Raw genomic sequence first — 16,691 nt, forward strand, 5'->3', positions numbered from 1 at the left:
TCAACCCCGTACGGCCCGAATGATTTCGACGGACTCCTCGCGCCCTCCCCACCCCGAGTGGTTAGATGCACATGACCAGTTGGACAGGTGAGCAGAGAGAAATGGGGGCGGGCCATGACGAAGGACGCAACCGACCCGTCAGGATCCGTACTCAAGCGCGAACGGGTCCGCGAGCACCTGCTGGGGCTCATCGACATCCGGCGGCCCGGCGACGCGATCCCCTCCGAACGCACCCTGTGCGCCACCCTGGAGGTCTCCCGTCCCACCCTGCGCGCGGCGGTGGACGAGCTCGTGTCCACGGGGCTGCTCGTGCGCGAGCACGGGCGCGGGATGTTCGTCGCCCCCGCGAAGATCACCCAGGAACTCGCCGCCGACGAGGCGGCCTTCGCGATGCGGCAGGCGGCCGGTCACTGGTCCAGCCGGATCCTGGAGCACTCCACCATCCAGGCGGGCGCCCGGATCGGCCGCCGGCTGCGCGTCTCCCCCGGTGCGAGCCTGCTCTACATCGCCCGGCTGCGACTGGTGGACGGCGCTCCGATGGCCATCGAGCACCTGCACATCCCGGCCGATCTGGTCCCGGCCCTGACCCCGGCGGAGCTGGAGGCCGGGGACCTCTACGAGCATCTGCGCGACCACCACGGCGTGTACGTGCACGAGGCGCAGCAGTCCATCGAGCCGACGGTGGTGAACGAGGGGGAGGCGGGCCTGCTGGACGTCCCGCTGCTCTCCCCCGCCCTGCTCATCGAGCGGCTCACCACCGACTCCACCGGCCGGCCCGTGGAGTACGTGCACTCCGTGTACCGGGGCGACCGCTACCGGATCGTCTCGCGCCTGGCCCTCGGAGTGTCCCCGCGCTCCGGGCGGCCGGGCGGCCACCACCCGGGGATCCCGCCGGGCGACCTCGGCCGCCGGGCGGTCATCACCTCCACCACCACCGGGGACGTCCACACGAGCACGTGACGGTCCCGCACGACTCCGTCGGCCGTCAGCTGCGGACGAAGACCGCCTTGAGGTCGTGGGCCCGGTCCATCGTGACGTTGACCTGGGTCGCGGTGATCGCGTAGCGCTGCCCGTCCAGCTCCCACGCGGCGATCCGGTACCCGCGCGGCGGGGTGGCGGTCACCTTGATCGAGGTCCCCGGCCGGTACGGGCCCCAGGTGTCGGGGCGCAGGCCCTCGCCGAGGGTCAAGGCGTAGCGCTGCCGGAGTTCGGCGGGGGCGCGGTAGCCGGCGATGAGCGGGGTGGTGATCCGGGCGACGGCCGCGTTGTTGTTGTAGGCGTCGCCGAGCGGCTGGCCGTCCCAGGTGTTCTCGGTGTTCGAGTACTGGTTGACGGCCGTGCAGGGCCCGCCGCAGGCAGAGGAGTACGCCATCAGCGTGTGGTAGCGCCGGTCGGGCGTGACGTAGCCGGTGCTGTAGGGGGTCGTCAGGTACGGGCGGTAGTCGGCGCCGCCCGCCTGCTCGTCCAGGGTGGTCCGGTCGTGCCACAGCCCGAGGTTGTGTCCCACCTCGTGGCCGAAGTTGTACCAGAGCGCCACGGTCCGGTAGTCGACGACCGAGTACGCCTGGTCGTCGGTCTTCTCGCTCGGTGGCTGCGGGAGGTTGCCCTGCCCGCTGCTCGTTCCGTTCGGGACCTCGATCATCAGGGAGACCAGGTCCGCGCCGTGCTGCTCGCGCAGCGCGGCGGCCGGGGCGCCCAGGCGCGGCTCCCTCGGGTTGGAGAGCAGGCCGTGGACGACCGGCGCGGTCTCCTGGTCCGCCGGGGCGTAGTAGTTCGCCTTGTAGGTGGCCACGATGTCCACGCTCGCCTTGATGTTGCTGTCGGCGAAGGCGTGGTTGATGCTCGTCTCGGCGAAGGCGATCCGCGCGAGCATCGCCTCCTCCCCGCCCATGCCCCATTCGGCGCGCGGGGTGTAGCCGACGACCATGTCGATGACGACCGGCTCGGCGGAGGCTGCGCGGGTCATCAACTGCCTGCGTGCCTCCGCGATGACCGCGGGGTCGGGGTTCTCGTACTGCGGGTCCGCGTCGTCCTGCGGGGGCTTGACGTGGAGGCCGGGGTCCTCCTCGGTGATCAGCAGCCGGCCCGGTTCGTTGCGGGGCTGCGCGATGCGGTAGGCCCTCTCGCCCAGGTCGAAGAGGGCGTCCACGCCGACGGTGTCCGGTGCGGCCCCGGGGTCGCAGACTCCGGTGGTCGACAGCACCACCCGGCGGTGCACCCCGGACCCGACCGGGTGCCCGTCGACCTTGACGACCTCACCGCTCCATTTGACGGCGCCCCCCGCCGGGTCCCGCTCGACGCCGGACTCCACCACCTCGATGGAGGTGTCGGAGAACGGCCTGAAGGTGTGTCTGCGCGGGGTCCCGAACGGCTGGTCCGTGCACAGCCAGCGGTAGTCGGCCAGGTCGAGGTCGATGGTGCGGCTGCGCAGGACGTGGCCGGGCGGCGGGGGCTCGGCCGCCGGGTGCGCGGGCGCGGCGGCCAGGGCCGGCGGCAGGCCGAAGGCGGTGGCGGAGAGGGCGACGAGCAGCCCGGTGGCCAGGCCGAGACGGGAGATGATCATGCGCGTACGAACGCACGTCCACACCGGGCCGGTCCACGCCGACACCCGCTCCCGTGACCGCGTCACCCGGCCACCCCGCCCCGGCTCACCCTGACGGGCCCGGTACTACTCCGCTACGTCACCCGGAAGCCGATGGCGGCCGGGGACCGGTCGAAGGTCAGCCGGTCCCAGGTGGGGAACGCGAGATCGGTGACGGCGAGCAGCCGCCCGGAGGCGTCGTGCAGGGTGCGGCGTACGGAGAGCCCGCCGGCGGGGGTGGCGGCCTGCGGCGAGTTGGTCCGGGTCATGGTGATGGTCTCGGCGACCCGGCCGGCCCGCGCGGCCCCCTCCAGCCAGTGGTGCAGGGGACCCAGGTCCTCGTCCCGGACGCCCGCCACCAGGCGGTCCCTGTAGCGGGAGAGTTCCGGGGTCCGCACGACGGTGCGGGGGCAGAGGTACGTCACCGCGTGCCGCCGGGTCTGGCCCGTCGGGCCGCTTTCGCGATGGTGGTGGACCAGGGTCTGCTCCCCGCCGCGCATGCCGAGCTGCTCGGCGAGCGCCGGAGCCAGGGTGACGAGGGTGAGCCACGCCTGGGCGGGGGCCCCCGCGGGCGTCGGCGTCGGCGTGGCCGCCGGGGCGGGGGCGGCCACGGCCGCCGGAGCGGGCGGCGGCGGGACCAGAGCCGGATTCGGGGCCGGATTCGGGGCCTGGGCCGGATGGCCGGCCTGGAACGCCGCCGGGGGCCGGTGCTCCGGCACCGGGAAGGCCGGCCGGGTGCCGCGCCGGCCGGTGACGACGAGGCCGTCCTCCCTCAGGTGCTGGAGGGCGGCCCGGATGGTCTGCCGGTTGACCTCGTAGCGGGCGGCGAGGCTGCGCTCGGAGGGGAGCCGGGCGCCGGGAGTCAGTGCGGTGAGGTCGATCTCGCGCCGCAACGCTGCGGCGATCCGCTGGTACTTGGGCATGGCGGCCGGGCCGCCGCCCCGCGAAGGGGAGGGCATGGCTTCTCCTCTGACGGGAGGTCAAGGACTGCGCGGTCTGCTCGACCAACGTAGCATTGGTCTATACCTGTCAGTGAGGGGGGATCCGGTATCCGGACCCTGATTGGCCGGAACCGCACGCTCCCTCAGGGCCGCAGCGGGTTGGGAAGCGGCAGGTAGCGGGCGTCCGCACCGTCGGCGCGGGTCCAGCGCAGCAGCAGGTTGGTCTTGGCCGGGAGGCTCGGTGCGGCCAGCAGGCCGGCGATCTCGGGCAGGCCGTACTCGGCGCCGAAGCGCCGGAACTCCGCGCGGGCGGCGGGCCACAGGTCCCCGGCCGCCTCCGGATGGCTCTCCGCGAGCGCGCCCGCCACCTCGGTCAGGTGGTTGACCACCAGGCAGTAGACGAGGCGCTGCCAGGCAGCCTCCCGATCCAGGTCCGGGAGGAGCTTGACGCCCTCCGCGTCCCGGAAGAGGGCCTGCGCGGGCACGCCCTGGGCGTCGACGGCGACCAGGGTGTTCTGGAGGTGCGCTTCCAGGACCACTCCGTGCCGGGCGAAGAGGTGCAGCACGGGCGGCACCACCTGGCGCAGGTACGCCCGCCACCACCCGGCCGGCTCGGCCGTTCCCGCCAGCGGGCTGCCCGGGTACCCCTCCGCCAACGCGGCTGCCAGCAAGGGCGTGAGCCCGGGCTCCGCGTGCGCCGCCAGGCCGTCGCGGACCAGTACGGCGAGCTCCTCGAAGGCGAAGGCGGCCGTCCGGTACCCCCGGTCGGGCAGCCACGCCGCGCCCGACCCGGACCGGCGCAACTCCGCGAAGCCCGCCTCGACCGCCGCGTCCGTGCGGCGCAGCTTCAGCAGGTCGTGCCGCCACAGCCGGCGCACGTCGTTGGTGATCCGCACGTCGAGGCTGAACTTCACGAACAGATCCCCGGCCGCGCCCGCGCTGCTGCTCCCCCTGCCGTCGCCGGGAACGTACAGGGTCCGGATCGAGGCGGTCGGCCAGACCGGCACCCGCCCGGTTCCCAGCGACAGCAGCCTCCCGTCCGCGAGCGCCTCGCGGACGGCGGGCCTGCCCGCGACCAGGTCGAGCTGCCAGGGGTGGGCAGGCAGCAGCCGGTAGCCGGCCGGCGCGCGCGGCCCGCCCAGCGCCTCCGCGAGCGAATCGACCGCGGCGGCCGCGGCCGGCCCGCCCTCCTCGGCCACCTGGTCCTCGCGCACCCCCAGGAAGGCCAGCGGGAAACGGGCGTACGCCTCGGGGGCGTACGGCAGCCAGCCGTTGGCCGGCCCGCCGCCCCGGGCCTTGGGGGCCGGATGGTGGGGGTGCCCCATGATCAGGGACTGTTCGGAGCGGACGTACGCGTCCGCAGGCGGCGGCGTGGCCGCGCGGGCCGCCAGCAGCGCGGCGATGGTCTCGCGGCTGTCGGCGATCTCGACCGGGAGCTCGTCGTTGGACACCCCGGTGTACTGGCGCAGTTCGTCGGAGACGAGTTTGACCAGCTCGGTATGGGTAAGCGGATGCCAGCCGGCCTCGGTCCCCAGCTCGGGCCGCTCGGGCCTGCGCCCCGCACGCACCCGCAGCAACCGCCCACTGCCCGACAGCCGGTACGCGCACCAGCCGCTCCCCTCAGAACCCGCGGAACCCGAGGAACCCTCAGAACCCGCGGAACCCCCTGACCCGGTGGACCCGCTGGACCCGGCCGGCGGAACCGGCTCGGCTGCCTCCCGCAGGAGGCAGTTCAGGAGCGGGGTGGCCGCATAGGTGTCGGCGACGGCGTTGTCGGTGGCGTTGAGGTCCACGGATTCCTTCGGTACGTCCAGAGCGCCGGAGGTGCGCGGGGGCGTGCCACCGGCCGTGATCTTCAGTATCCGCGATGATGAAGTGATCATCACGTCATCCGAGAGGACCGGGGCCCTGGATCCCAGCATGCACCTCCCCGCCACCGCGGCCGAAGAGGCCGTCGCCGCCGAACTCGCCGGACTGTCCGAAACCGGCCCCGCCGGCCCACGGACCGGCCTCCGGGCCGCGTACGCCGCCGCGCTCCCCGGCGCGCGCGGCGCCGTACTGACCCGGCTGTGGCGGGCGTTCGCCTTCGAACCGCTGCCGTGGATCACCCACCGGGAGCGGGGTTCCGGATCGCTCGCGCTCCGGCTCGCCTCGGGCTCCCGGCTGGAAGGCCCCGTCCCGGATCCGTACGCGACGACGTTCTCCGCGGCCCGCGCGAGCGCACCCCCCGTGACCGAGCTGCTGCTCGACGGCCGTCCCTACCGGTGTGCCGCCCCGCTGGTGGCGGCGCTCGGGCTGCCGTACGGGGAGGAGTTCGCCGCCGAGCTCGACGAGAGCACGGCCTCCCTCGCACTGTCCCGGGCCGGCCAGCCGGCCGGCCCGGGCGCCGGGGACCTCGCCGCCTGGGAGTGGGAGCAGCGGGTGGTGGACGGCCATCCGTACCACCCCAACTGCCGCTCCCGCCCCGGTTTCACGGTGGCCGAGCAGCTCGCGTACGGACCCGAGCACCGGCCGCTGGTCACCCTCGGGCTGGCCGTCGTACGGGACGCGGAGTGCCGGGTCACCGGGGAGTGGCCGGACCGGTGGCGGGAGGCCGGCCGGATCCTCGTACCGGTCCACCCCTGGCAGGCCGAACACGTGGTGAAACAGGGGGAAGGGCAGGGGAAGGAGAACGTGCACGGGCACGGGCACGAGCTGCGGCCCGGGCCCGTCGCGCACCCGTTGATGGCCCTGCGCACCCTGTCCCCCGCCGACGGCGGACCGCACGTCAAGACCGCGCTCAGCACCCGCCTCACCTCCTCCGTGCGGGACATCTCCGTCTACTCCATCGAGACCGCCGCCGCGGTCTCCGCCTTCGCCCAGAGCCTGTCCGAACGGCTCGACGGCCGCCTGCACATCACCCGCACCCTGGGCGCCGTCACCGCCGGCACCCCGGACCTGGCCGCCGTGCTCCGCGAGCCGCCCGAGGCGTACGCGGACCGGGGCGCGGGCGAGCGCGTCCTGCCCGTGGCCGCCCTGGCGCTGACCCCGTACGCGCGCTCCGGCACGTGGCGGGCCGGTTTCGCCCGCCTCGCGCTGTCGGTGTGCCTGCGGGTCCTGGATCTCGGGGTGGCCCTGGAGGCCCACGGCCAGAACCTGCTGGTCGTGCTGTCCGCCGACGGCTCCCCGCTGCGGCTCGTGTACCGCGACCTCGCCGACATCCGGATCAGCCCGGCCCGTCTGGCCCGCCACGGGCTGGCGGCGCCACCGCTGTCGGGGCGGCTGATCACCGACGACGTGACCCTGCTGCGCCGCAAGCTCTTCGGATCGCTGGTGGCGGGGGCGCTCGGCTCCACGGCCGGTTCGGCCCCCGCGCTCGCGGCGGACCTGGCGGCGGCCGCGCCCGGCCTGCCGTCCACCGCCGATACCCGGGCGCTGCTGACCGCGCCGCTGCCCACCAAGGCGCTGACCCTGATGCGGCTGAGCCCGGGCGTGCCGGGCGATCAGTGGGCCGAGCTGGACAATCCGCTGACCGGGGGCTGAGTTCGGGGCTCCGGCGGGCTACTGTCCGGGGGCATGGCATCGACTTCGCGCTTGAACTCCGTCCGGTCGTCCTACGACGCCGTCGCCGCCGACTACGCCGCGCTGCTGACCGGAGAGCTGGAGGGCAAACCGCTGGACCGGGCCATGCTGGCCGCCTTCGCGGAGTGCGTGCGCGGGGACGGGCCCGGCGCCGGCCGGGCGGTCGCGGACCTGGGCTGCGGACCGGGCCGGGTGACGGCGCACCTCGACGGCCTGGGCGTACGGGCCTTCGGCGTCGACCTGTCCCCCGCGATGGTGGCGGTGGCCCGACGGACGTACCCGGGGCTGCGGTTCGAGGTCGGCTCGATGGCCGCACTGGACATCGCGGACGGGGTCCTCGGCGGGGCGCTGGCCTGGTACTCCACCGTCCACACCCCGCCCTCCGGGCTGCCCGCGCTGTTCGCCGAGTTCGCCCGGGTGCTGGCCCCGGGCGGGTACCTGCTGATCGCGTTCAAGGCGGGCGACCGGCAACTCCGGCTGGAACACGCGTACGGGCATCCGGTCGACCTCGACGTGTACTGGACCCCTCCCGAGCTGATCAGCGAGCTGCTGGCCGGGGCGGGCCTCACCGAGACGGCCCGCCTGGTCCGGGAGCCGGACGCCACGGAGAAGTCCCCGCAGGGCTTCCTGCTGGCCCGCCGGGCGGGCTGACCCCGAGCTGACCCGGGGCTGGCCCGGAGCCCCCGGGATCAACCCCGGGCCGACCCCGGGCGAACCCCGGCAGGGGCCCGGTCGGGGGGACTGGCTAGAAGCCACCCGCGGCCGCCCCGGCATGGGCCGTTCGGGGGGCAAGCCCGCCCCCGTGGGCCCGCCTTCGCCCCGAACGGGCCGGGCGGTGGCAGGAAGGAGGGATGACCCTCCACCGCCGCCAGGTCCTCGCGGGAGCCGCCACGGGCGTCCTCGCCTCGATCGGCGCGACGGCCCGCACGACACCCCGTACGACGACCCGTACGACCGCCCGCCGCGCGGACCCGGACTACGGGGCGCTGGCCCGGGCCCTCGACGGCCGGGTAGTCACGGCGGGCGACCGGGACTACGACGAGGCCAGGCAGCTCTTCCAGCCCCGCTACGACACGGTCCGGCCGGGCGCGGTGGCCTACCCCGCGCACCCGGGGGACGTGGCCGCCTGTCTCGACTTCGCCCGGCGCTCTGCCGTCCCCGTGGTGCCGCGCGGCGGCGGCCACGGCTACGCGGGCTGGTCCACCCGTGAGGCCGGACTCGTCATCGACACCAGCGCCATGGCGGAGGTGGCCGCAGAGTCCGGACCCGGGACCGGACCCGGGACCGGGGTCCGGATCGGCGCGGGCGCCCGGCTCGGGGAGGTGAATTCCGTCCTCGCCGCGCGGGGCCTGGCCGTCCCGACGGGGCTGTGCCCCTCCGTCGGCATCGCCGGCCTCACCCTCGGCGGCGGGCTGGGCCTCTCCTCCCGCTCCTGGGGCACCACCTCCGACCGCCTCACCGGGGTGACGGTCGTGACCCCCGACGGGACGGTCCGCGAAGTCGGCGCCGACCGCGAGCCCGACCTCTTCTGGGCCCTGCGCGGGGGCGGGGGCGGCAACTTCGGGGTGGTCACCGGGTTCCGCTTCCGCACCCACCCGGTCTCCGACTGCGCCTTCGCGGAACTGCGCTGGTCCGCCGCCGGCTCCCCCGCCGTCCTGCGCGGCTGGCAGCGCTGGCTCCGGGCGCTGCCCGATCCGTTCTGGAGCCAGGTGGAATTCACCGTCGACGGCGGCCCGGCCGGCGCCCCGGCCCTGCGGGTGCTCTGCCTGGACGGCGGGCTCGCGGAGCTGGAGCGGCAACTGACCCGGCTGGCCGACCTGGTGGGCGGCCCGCCCCGGGAGAGCTGGACCGTCGTACGCGGCTACGGGGACACCGTCCGGGCGATGGCGGGCTGCCCGGACCGGAGCCCCGGCGCGTGCCGGCTGCCGGGCAGCCTGCCGGGACACGATCCCTCGGGGCGGCTCGGCCGCGACTCCTACGCCGCCCGGTCCGACTTCTGGGCCCCGGACGGGCTGACCGAGCCGGCCTTCCTCGCGGTACTGGCCGCCCTGCGGCGCTACGCCGCGAGCGTGCCGCGCGGCGGGGTCGGCGTGGTGCAGTTCGACGGGGTCTGCGGCGGAGCCCTCAACCGGATCCCGGCGCGGGCCACCGCCTTCGCGCACCGCTCGGCCGGGTTCCTCGCCCAGTACCTCGTCTACTGGCCCGGCCCGGCTCCGGCGGCCGACATCGGCCGCCACCAGGGCTGGCTCGACGGGCTCTGGCAGGACCTGCGGCCCTGGGCGGGCGGAGCCGCGTACCAGAACTACGCCGATCCGAAGCTGACCGGCTGGCGCGAGGCCTACTACGGCCCGAACCTGGCCCGCCTCGAAGAGGTCCGGCGCCGCTACGACCCGGACCGGCTGTTCCGCTTCCCCCAGGCCCTATAGCCCCCTCGCCCTCCCTCCCATCCCCGAAGAAGGAGACGGACATGCGACGTACGTTGACGGTGGCGGCGGCCACGGCCGCCCTGCTGCTGCCCGGCGGGCCCCTGCCCGAGGCCGAGGCCGGCACCGCCCCGGCTCAGGCCCCGGCTCAGGCCCCGGCCGCCGACCGGTGGTCGGCCCGGGAGGCGGAGTCGTTCTGGACTCCCGACCGGATGGCGTCCGCGGTCCCGATCAGCCGCGGCGGCGCCCCGGCGGCGGTGGACGGCACCGGCCGGGACTTCGACGGCATCCCGGTCGTCGGCCGGATGTTCGTCATGAAGGGCGGCGGCGCGTACTTCTGCACCGCGAGCGTGGTCGCCTCCCCCGGCCGCGATCTGGTGCTCAGTGCGGCGCACTGCCTGCTCGGGACGGACGCCCGGCAGGTGGCCTTCGTACCGCAGTACACGGCCCAGAACCCCCAGCCGTACGGGATGTTCCCGGTCCTGCGGAACGCGGCCGGCCGCTCCAAGGTGTGGATCGACCCGCGCTACCGGCAGCTCGGCGCGGACAAGGGCGCCGCCCTCGACGTGGCCTTCGCCCAGGTCGGCCCGGACGCCGACGGCTTCCCCGTGGAGGACGTGGTGGGCGGCAACCGCCTGGTCACCGGCGCCACGTACGCGCACAAGAAGGTCTCGCTGATCGGCTATCCGGCCTCCGCCGCCCGGCCCCGGCTGTGCGTGAACCGGACGGCCAAGTTCACCAGTACCGATCCGGGGATCCCCGGCTCGTTCCTGCGGATCGACTGCACCGGCTATCCGGGGGGCACCAGCGGCGGCCCGTTCCTGACCGGCTTCGACGAGCGGACCGAGACCGGCGACGTGGTCGGGGTGATCGGCGGCTGGAAGACGGGCGGGGACACCGCCGACACCTCCTACAGCTCCTACTTCGGCGCCGACATCAGGAAGTTGTACGAGAAGGCTCTCGCCGGGGCGCGGGTGGCGTGAGCACCCGCACCCATCGGGTGCGGCGCGGGTTGCTCACCGTGCGCGGGGTCGCCGGCAGGCCTTCCGCGGTCAGCGGTTCGGCGGGCGCGAGGCCAAGCTGCCGGCGCAGGTCCGCGAGGGCGGTGTGCACGGGCGCGAGGATGACCTCGGCGCGCGGATGGGCGTACGCGAGGGCGTGCGCGGCCGTCTCGATGGCCTCGGCGGCGTCCTCGGCGGCGCCCCGGCTCCACCCTCCGGGGGCGGTCCGCCCCCAGGGCGCGAGGGTGTCGTAGAGGTGGCAGGCGGCATCGGCCACGGCGTCGGCCTGTTCACCGACGCCGGGCGCCGCGATCGTCGGGAGCTCCATACCCGCTCAACGAGCGGAACCCGCCCGGGGAACGAAGGCCGCCGCGGTCACGGGGACAGACGGTCACGGGGACACCGCCTGCAGCCAGAGCGGCAGCAGCAGGAGGGAGACCAGGGAACTCTTGATCACGACGGCGGCGGAGAGGTTCACGCCCACGTCGTAGCGCTGGGCGAAGATGAACAGGTTCTGGGGCGTCGGCATCGCGGCGATCAGCACGAGGTACGTGAGCCACTCGCCCCGGACCCCGAACAGTGCCCCGCACACCGCCCACGCCAGCAGGGGGAAGGCCACGCACTTGAAGCCGATGAGCGCCAGTTCCTCGGCCGTGGTCCCCCGGATGTCGAGGCCGATGCCGCCGAGGTGCAGTCCGAGGGCGAAGAGGGCCACCGGGGAGGCGCTGTCGCCGACGAAGGCGGCCCCGTCGAGGACCACCTCCGGGACGTGCACGGAAAGCAGGTTGAGCAGGATCCCCGCGTTGCAGGCGAGGACCAGCGGGGTGACGAGCGAGGCGCTGACGGCGCGGCCCAGGCGCCGGGCGGGGCCGCCGCCCGAGCCGGGGCCGGTGCGGCCCAGTTCCATGATGGCGATGACGACGAGCGACAGCACGCACACCTGGAAGAGCAGTACCGGGAAGATCGGCGCCGCCGTGCCGAAGAAGGTGATGAACACGGGGACGGCGAAGTAGGCGGTGTTGACCTGGACCCCGGCCATCACGCGCAGCGCCACGGCCCGCGGGTCGCGCAGTCCGGCTGCCGCCGAGGCGGCGGCGACGGCCGCGACCGCGAGGGCGGCGGCGGCCGCGTAGCCGCCGATGGCCCGCCAGTCGAAGAGGGCGGAGAGGTGTGCGGCGTAGATGTTGCCGAACAGGTAGCACGGCACCGCGAAGAGGAAGGCGTAGTCGGCGAAGGCCTTGGAGGCCTCGGCGGGCACCACCTTGCGGCGCGCGAGGAACACGCCGGCGCCGAAGGCCAGCACCACCGGTATGAGCTTCTCCAGCGCGGCCGCCCCGCCCATGCGTACCCGCTCCCCGCCCTTCGGTGATCGCCGTTCGGTGATCGCCGTTCGGTGATCGCCGTTCGGTGATCGCCGTTCGGTGATCGCCGTTCGGTGATCGCCGTTCGGTGATCGTCCGTGCCGGGCGCAGTCTATGCCGGTCGGCCGCGGCCGCCGGGGCGGGCTTGACCCTGACGTGCGGGTCAGGTCTAGGGCCGGGGAGAGCCGTCCGGGGCCCGGGCGTGACGCGGACGCATACGCTGGACCGATCATGAGCGAGCGAGCCCGATCCCGATTCCGATCCCTCTTCCGAGCCCGGCCCGGATCCCGGACCCCGTCCGGATCCCCGCCCGGGTCCAAGTCCGGATCCCGGCCCGGATCGCCGCATGGGTCCCCGTCCGGATCCCCCTCCGGGTCCCGGCCCGGCTCGCCGCCCCGATCCGTGCCGGTAGACCCGGATGCCTCCCACGCCCGGCCAGGGCGGTTCGCGGTGGCGCTGCGTACGCCCGCGCGGGCCGCCGAGCCGCTGCTCGCGCAGGCGCCCGAGGCCTGGCAGCGGGTGCTGCCGTACGCCGTGACCGCCGTGTGCGTGATGACGCTGCTGCCGGTGACGATCACCGTGCTGACCAACGACTACAAGGCGGGCGGCGGCTGGGCCGGGGCGCTCGGCGTGGCCCAGACCCTGCCGCTGCTGCTCGCCGTGACCCGGCCGCTGCCCGCGTGGGGGATGGTGCTCCTCGCGGACACGGTCGGGGCCGCCGTACTGACCCAGGCCGACCGGGTGGCCGGGCACGCCTGGCCCTGGACCCCGATGGTGATCATCGGCTACCTGGTGCTGATGGCCTGCCTGGGGCTGCGCGAGTCCATCCGGACCCTGGTCGGGGTGTGGCTGGCGACCGGGGTGGCGGGGGCGGCGCTGTGGGCCTTCCGCCCGGACGGGTCGACCAACACGGTCGCCCTGCTGTTCGTCCTGGCGGGGGTGGTGCTCGCGCTGACGGGGGCGCTGCGCGGGCTCGGCGACGCGCGCCAGAAGATCGCGGAGCAGGAGAGCATCAGCGAGGCCGAGCGGGCCCGGCGCACCTTGCTGGAGGAACGGGCCAGGATCGCGCGGGAGTTGCACGACGTGGTGGCCCACCACATGTCGGTGATCACGGTCCAGGCGGATTCGGCTCCGTACCGGCTGCCGGGCATGGCGGAGCCGGTGCGGGAGGAGTTCGCGGCGATCGCGTCGAGCGCGCGCGAATCGCTGGGCGAGATGCGGCGGCTGCTGACGGTGCTGCGCGGCGACGAGGCGAACGGCGCCGACCGGACCCCTCAGCCGGGGCTGGGCCGGTTGCAGCAGCTGGTGGAGGCGACCGTACGGGCCGGGCAGCCGGTGGAGTTGGCGCTGGCCGCGGGCGCGGCCGGTGCGGCGCCGCCGGCCGTGGACCTGTCGGCGTACCGGATCGTCCAGGAGGCGCTGGCCAATGTGGTGCGGCACGCGCCGGGCGCCCCGACGCGGGTCTCGGTGACCTTCGACGAGGAGGAGCTCCTCGTGCTCGTGGTCAACGGCCCGGCGCGGGACGCGGTGGTGGCGGTGGAGACTTCGGGCACCGGGCACGGGCTGGTGGGGATGCGGGAGCGCGTACGGTTGACGGGCGGGACGCTGGACACCGGTCCGCTGCCCGACGGCGGCTTCCGGGTCGCCGCCCGCATGCCCATCAACACCACTCCCGAGGAACCAAGTTGACCATCCGCGTGATCATCGTCGACGACCAGGCCATGGTGCGGGCGGGTTTCGCCGCGCTGTTGTCGGCGCAGGCCGACATCGACGTGGTGGGTGAGGCGCCCGACGGACGCCAGGGGATCCAGGTCTCCCGCACCGTCCACCCCGACGTGGTGCTGATGGACGTCCGGATGCCGGAGATGGACGGGCTCAGCGCCGCCCGCGAGCTCCTCGATCCCCCGCCGGGGGTGGTGCACCGGCCGAAGGTGCTGATGCTGACCACCTTCGACATCGACGACTACGTGTACGAGGCCCTGCGCGCGGGGGCCTCCGGCTTCCTGCTGAAGGACGCCCCGCCGGCGGACCTGATCGCGGCGGTACGGGTGGTCGCCTCGGGCGAGGCGCTGCTGGCTCCGTCGGTGACCCGGCGGCTGATCGCCGACTTCGTCGAGCGGCGGCCGGTGCCGCGCCGCGATCCCGCGCTGCGGCTGAACGGGCTGACCCCGCGGGAGACCGAGGTGCTGGAACTGATCGCGCGCGGGCTGTCGAACCAGGAGATCGCCGGTCATCTGGTGGTCGCCGAGCAGACGGTCAAGACGCACATCGGGCGGGTGCTGGGCAAGCTGGACCTGCGGGACCGGGCCCAGGCCGTGATCTTCGCCTACGAGGCGGGGCTGGTGCGGCCGGGCGACTCGACGGCCTGAACGGCCGGGCCGCCGGGCCGCCGGGCCGCCGGGAGGATCTTCTCCTCCACCCCCTACCTGGGTATGACATCCGGTTTGGCTCCACGGTGCGACGCCCGCTGCGCCACCTCCTTCTTACCTTCCTCCTCGTCACGAGGAGAGGAGAAGGGGCATGCGCCGCTTCGTAAGGACACTGGTCACGGCCGCGCTGGCGGCGGCCGTCGTCGCCGCAACCGCCGGATGGGCCTCCGCCGACGCCCAGACCGCGGTCACCGGCCCGCCGCCGGGCAGCGCCGCCTGGCGGGCCGACACGGTGTCCGGGCAGCCGCTGCCGGATCCGGCGCGGGCGGCGCCCTCCGAGGTCGCGCGGTTCTTCGCCGGGCTGGACGGGTCCCGCGCACGGGACCTCGTACGGGCCCACCCGTCGGTGGTCGGCAACCTGGACGGGGCTCCGCTCCCGCTCAGGTACGAGGCCAACCGGCTGGCCGTGCTGGCGACCGGCGAGCCCCGCTTCGCCTCGCTGGCCGAGCCCGGCCGGCAGATCCTGGCCTTCGACCCGCGCGGGCGGGGCACCGTCGCCGAGGTGTTCGGGGACCTGGAGCGGACCGCGCACGTATCGGTGATCGTGCCGGGCTCGGACAACGACGCCACGGCCCACGACCGCGCGCGGGCCGCGTACACCGGCCCGGCGGGCATGGCCCGCTCCCTGCGGTCCGCGACCGGGGATGCGGCCGCCGTCATCGCCTGGACCGGCTACACCACGCCCGTCGGAATGGGCCTGGACACGGCCCGCGGGCGGCTGGCGGAGGCCGGCGCGGTCCGCCTCGCCCGGTTCACGGAGGGGCTCGACGCGGTCGGCGCACCCGACCCGGTGCTCTTCTGCCACAGCTACGGCTCGGTGGTCTGCGGGCTGGCGGCCCGGCACACGGACGCCACCGACATCGTCGCCTTCGGCTCCCCCGGGATGCGGGCCGACAGCGTCGCCCGCCTGCACACCGAAGCCCGCGTATGGGCGGCGCGCGGGCCCTCCGACTGGATCGCCGACGTGCCCAACGTGGAGTTCGCCGGGCTCGGCCACGGCGCCGATCCCACCTCGGCGGCCTTCGGCGCCCGCCCGGTCCCGGCCGCCGACGTGACGGGCCACACCGGCTACTTCGCCCCCGGCACCGGGTCCCTGAAGGGCTTCGCCGCGATCGCAACGGGAGCGGGCCGATGAGCACGACGGAGACGAGGCCGGCGAGCGCGCCGGGCATTCTCACCAAGGCGCGGGCGGCCGCCGGCCGGATCGACGCGAAGACCCCCGCCCACCGGGACCGGGCGATCGACGGGCTGCGGGCGCTGGCCCTGCTGGCCGTTCCGACCGGGCACTGGCTGCTCGGCGGGTTCACCCTCGACTCCGACGGGGCCCTGCACAACGCCAGTCCCCTCTCCGCCTTCGGCGGCCTGGCACCGGCCAGTTGGGTGCTGCAGATGCTCGGCGTCTTCTTCCTCGTCGGCGGCTACGCCTCGGCGCTGTCCTTCCGGCGGCACACCGGATCGGCCGGGGCCTGGCTGAAGGGCCGGATCGCCCGGCTGGGGCGGCCGGTGCTCGGGGTCACGGCGGTGTGGGCGCTGGCCGCGCCCGTGCTGTACGCGGCCGGAGTGCCCGAGGCCACCCTGCGGACCGGGGCGAAGCTGGTGATCCAGCCACTGTGGTTCGTCGGGGTCTACGTGGTGGTCACCGCGCTGACCCCGTACTGCGTGCGCGCCGCGCACCGGTTCGGCGGCTGGGCGGCGGCCCCGCTGCTCGCCTCGGTCGCCGTGGTGGACTTCCTGCGCTACGGGCCCTTCGCGGACTCGGTGCCCGGGTGGGTGGCGCTGGTGAACATCCTGCCGGGCTGGCTGTTCGCGTACCAGCTCGGCGTGGACTGGGGCGAGGGCCGGATCGGGCGGCGCGGTGGGTGGCTGCTGCTGGCGGGCGGGGGTTTCCTGTTCGCGGCGCTGCTGATGGTCTTCCACTACCCGGCGTCGATGGTCGGTGTGCCGGGCGAGGCCCGGACCAACTCGCATCCGCCGTCGCTGCTGGTACTGGCCCTGGCCGCGGCCCAGTCGGGGGCCGCGGTCCTGCTGCGGGACCGGCTGGCGCGGCTGCTGGCCCGGCCGCTGCTGTGGGCTCCGGTGGTCGTGATCAACCTGTGCGCGATGACGATCCTGTGCTGGCACCAGACGGCGATGCTGGCGGCCGCCGTACCGGGGTCGTTCGCGGGCGGGCTGGCCGGGCTGACGACGGCGCCGGACAGCGTGGGGTGGATCGTGGCGCGGCTGGCGTGGATGCCGGTGTTCGCGGCGCTGCTGGTGGGCATCGCCCGGTACGCGCGCCGGTTCGAGCAGCCGTGGACGCGGGCCACGGCGGTGCGCCGCACCGTGGCGGGCCTGCTGGCGGCCGGGTTCGCGGTCTTCGCGCTGGGGCTGGCGTAGAGCGGCGGCGGGAGCACC

Annotated in this window: 14 protein-coding genes; 9 read left to right on the forward strand and 5 right to left on the reverse strand. The window is 75.0% G+C overall.

Annotated features, from left to right (window positions below; translation table 11 throughout):
* The first annotated feature begins 114 nt into the window (after positions 1-114).
* A complete protein-coding gene (locus MTF69_RS08225; RefSeq protein ID WP_243332076.1) occupies positions 115-960 on the forward strand; it encodes a GntR family transcriptional regulator in 846 nt (281 codons plus the stop codon).
* Between the two features lie 25 nt (positions 961-985).
* Here MTF69_RS08225 and MTF69_RS08230 read toward each other — a convergent pair whose 3' ends face one another.
* The 3 genes from MTF69_RS08230 to MTF69_RS08240 form a co-directional block, all read right to left on the reverse strand.
* Positions 986-2,563, reverse strand: coding sequence for a M12 family metallo-peptidase (locus MTF69_RS08230; protein WP_243332078.1), 1,578 nt, complete (start codon positions 2,561-2,563; stop codon positions 986-988).
* 113 nt (positions 2,564-2,676) lie between these two features.
* A complete protein-coding gene (locus tag MTF69_RS08235; RefSeq protein ID WP_243332080.1) occupies positions 2,677-3,540 on the reverse strand; it encodes a winged helix-turn-helix domain-containing protein in 864 nt (287 codons plus the stop codon).
* A gap of 125 nt (positions 3,541-3,665) precedes the next feature.
* Positions 3,666-5,405: an IucA/IucC family protein gene (locus tag MTF69_RS08240; protein ID WP_243332082.1), complete on the reverse strand. Its 1,740-nt coding sequence runs from the start codon at positions 5,403-5,405 to the stop codon at positions 3,666-3,668.
* A 37-nt stretch (positions 5,406-5,442) separates the two neighbouring features.
* Between MTF69_RS08240 and MTF69_RS08245 the strand changes: the two genes are divergently transcribed.
* The 4 genes from MTF69_RS08245 to MTF69_RS08260 all read left to right on the forward strand — a co-directional run bounded on the left by MTF69_RS08245 (position 5,443) and on the right by MTF69_RS08260 (position 10,489).
* Positions 5,443-7,044: an IucA/IucC family protein gene (locus tag MTF69_RS08245; RefSeq protein ID WP_243332084.1), complete on the forward strand. Its 1,602-nt coding sequence runs from the start codon at positions 5,443-5,445 to the stop codon at positions 7,042-7,044.
* 33 nt (positions 7,045-7,077) lie between these two features.
* Complete coding sequence (locus tag MTF69_RS08250) at positions 7,078-7,734, forward strand: class I SAM-dependent methyltransferase (RefSeq protein ID WP_243332086.1); 657 nt, start codon at positions 7,078-7,080, stop codon at positions 7,732-7,734.
* A 200-nt stretch (positions 7,735-7,934) separates the two neighbouring features.
* Entirely contained in the window at positions 7,935-9,509 is a 1,575-nt protein-coding gene (locus MTF69_RS08255) for an FAD-binding oxidoreductase (RefSeq protein ID WP_243332088.1), read from the forward strand.
* 41 nt (positions 9,510-9,550) lie between these two features.
* Entirely contained in the window at positions 9,551-10,489 is a 939-nt protein-coding gene (locus MTF69_RS08260) for a serine protease (protein ID WP_243332090.1), read from the forward strand.
* Here MTF69_RS08260 and MTF69_RS08265 read toward each other — a convergent pair.
* Together MTF69_RS08265 and MTF69_RS08270 are read right to left on the reverse strand one after the other, a co-directional pair.
* Entirely contained in the window at positions 10,443-10,835 is a 393-nt protein-coding gene (locus MTF69_RS08265) for a hypothetical protein (RefSeq protein ID WP_243332092.1), read from the reverse strand. The genes MTF69_RS08260 and MTF69_RS08265 overlap by 47 nt on opposite strands.
* A gap of 63 nt (positions 10,836-10,898) precedes the next feature.
* Entirely contained in the window at positions 10,899-11,849 is a 951-nt protein-coding gene (locus MTF69_RS08270) for an AEC family transporter (protein ID WP_243332094.1), read from the reverse strand.
* A 421-nt stretch (positions 11,850-12,270) separates the two neighbouring features.
* Between MTF69_RS08270 and MTF69_RS08275 the strand changes: the two genes are divergently transcribed.
* The 4 genes from MTF69_RS08275 (at position 12,271) to MTF69_RS08290 (ending at position 16,673) form a co-directional block, all read left to right on the forward strand.
* Positions 12,271-13,557, forward strand: coding sequence for a sensor histidine kinase (locus MTF69_RS08275; RefSeq protein ID WP_374322456.1), 1,287 nt, complete (start codon positions 12,271-12,273; stop codon positions 13,555-13,557).
* On the forward strand, positions 13,554-14,237 hold the full coding sequence (locus tag MTF69_RS08280) for a response regulator transcription factor (protein ID WP_243332099.1): 684 nt from the start codon (positions 13,554-13,556) through the stop codon (positions 14,235-14,237). The genes MTF69_RS08275 and MTF69_RS08280 overlap by 4 nt, the downstream gene beginning before the upstream one ends.
* A 151-nt stretch (positions 14,238-14,388) precedes the next feature.
* Entirely contained in the window at positions 14,389-15,432 is a 1,044-nt protein-coding gene (locus MTF69_RS08285) for an alpha/beta hydrolase (RefSeq protein WP_243332100.1), read from the forward strand.
* On the forward strand, positions 15,429-16,673 hold the full coding sequence (locus MTF69_RS08290; RefSeq protein ID WP_243332102.1) for an acyltransferase: 1,245 nt from the start codon (positions 15,429-15,431) through the stop codon (positions 16,671-16,673). The genes MTF69_RS08285 and MTF69_RS08290 overlap by 4 nt, the downstream gene beginning before the upstream one ends.
* Positions 16,674-16,691 lie beyond the last annotated feature (18 nt).

The sequence above is a fragment of the Streptomyces sp. AP-93 genome (assembly GCF_022808175.1).
Taxonomy (GTDB): Bacteria; Actinomycetota; Actinomycetes; order Streptomycetales; family Streptomycetaceae; genus Streptomyces.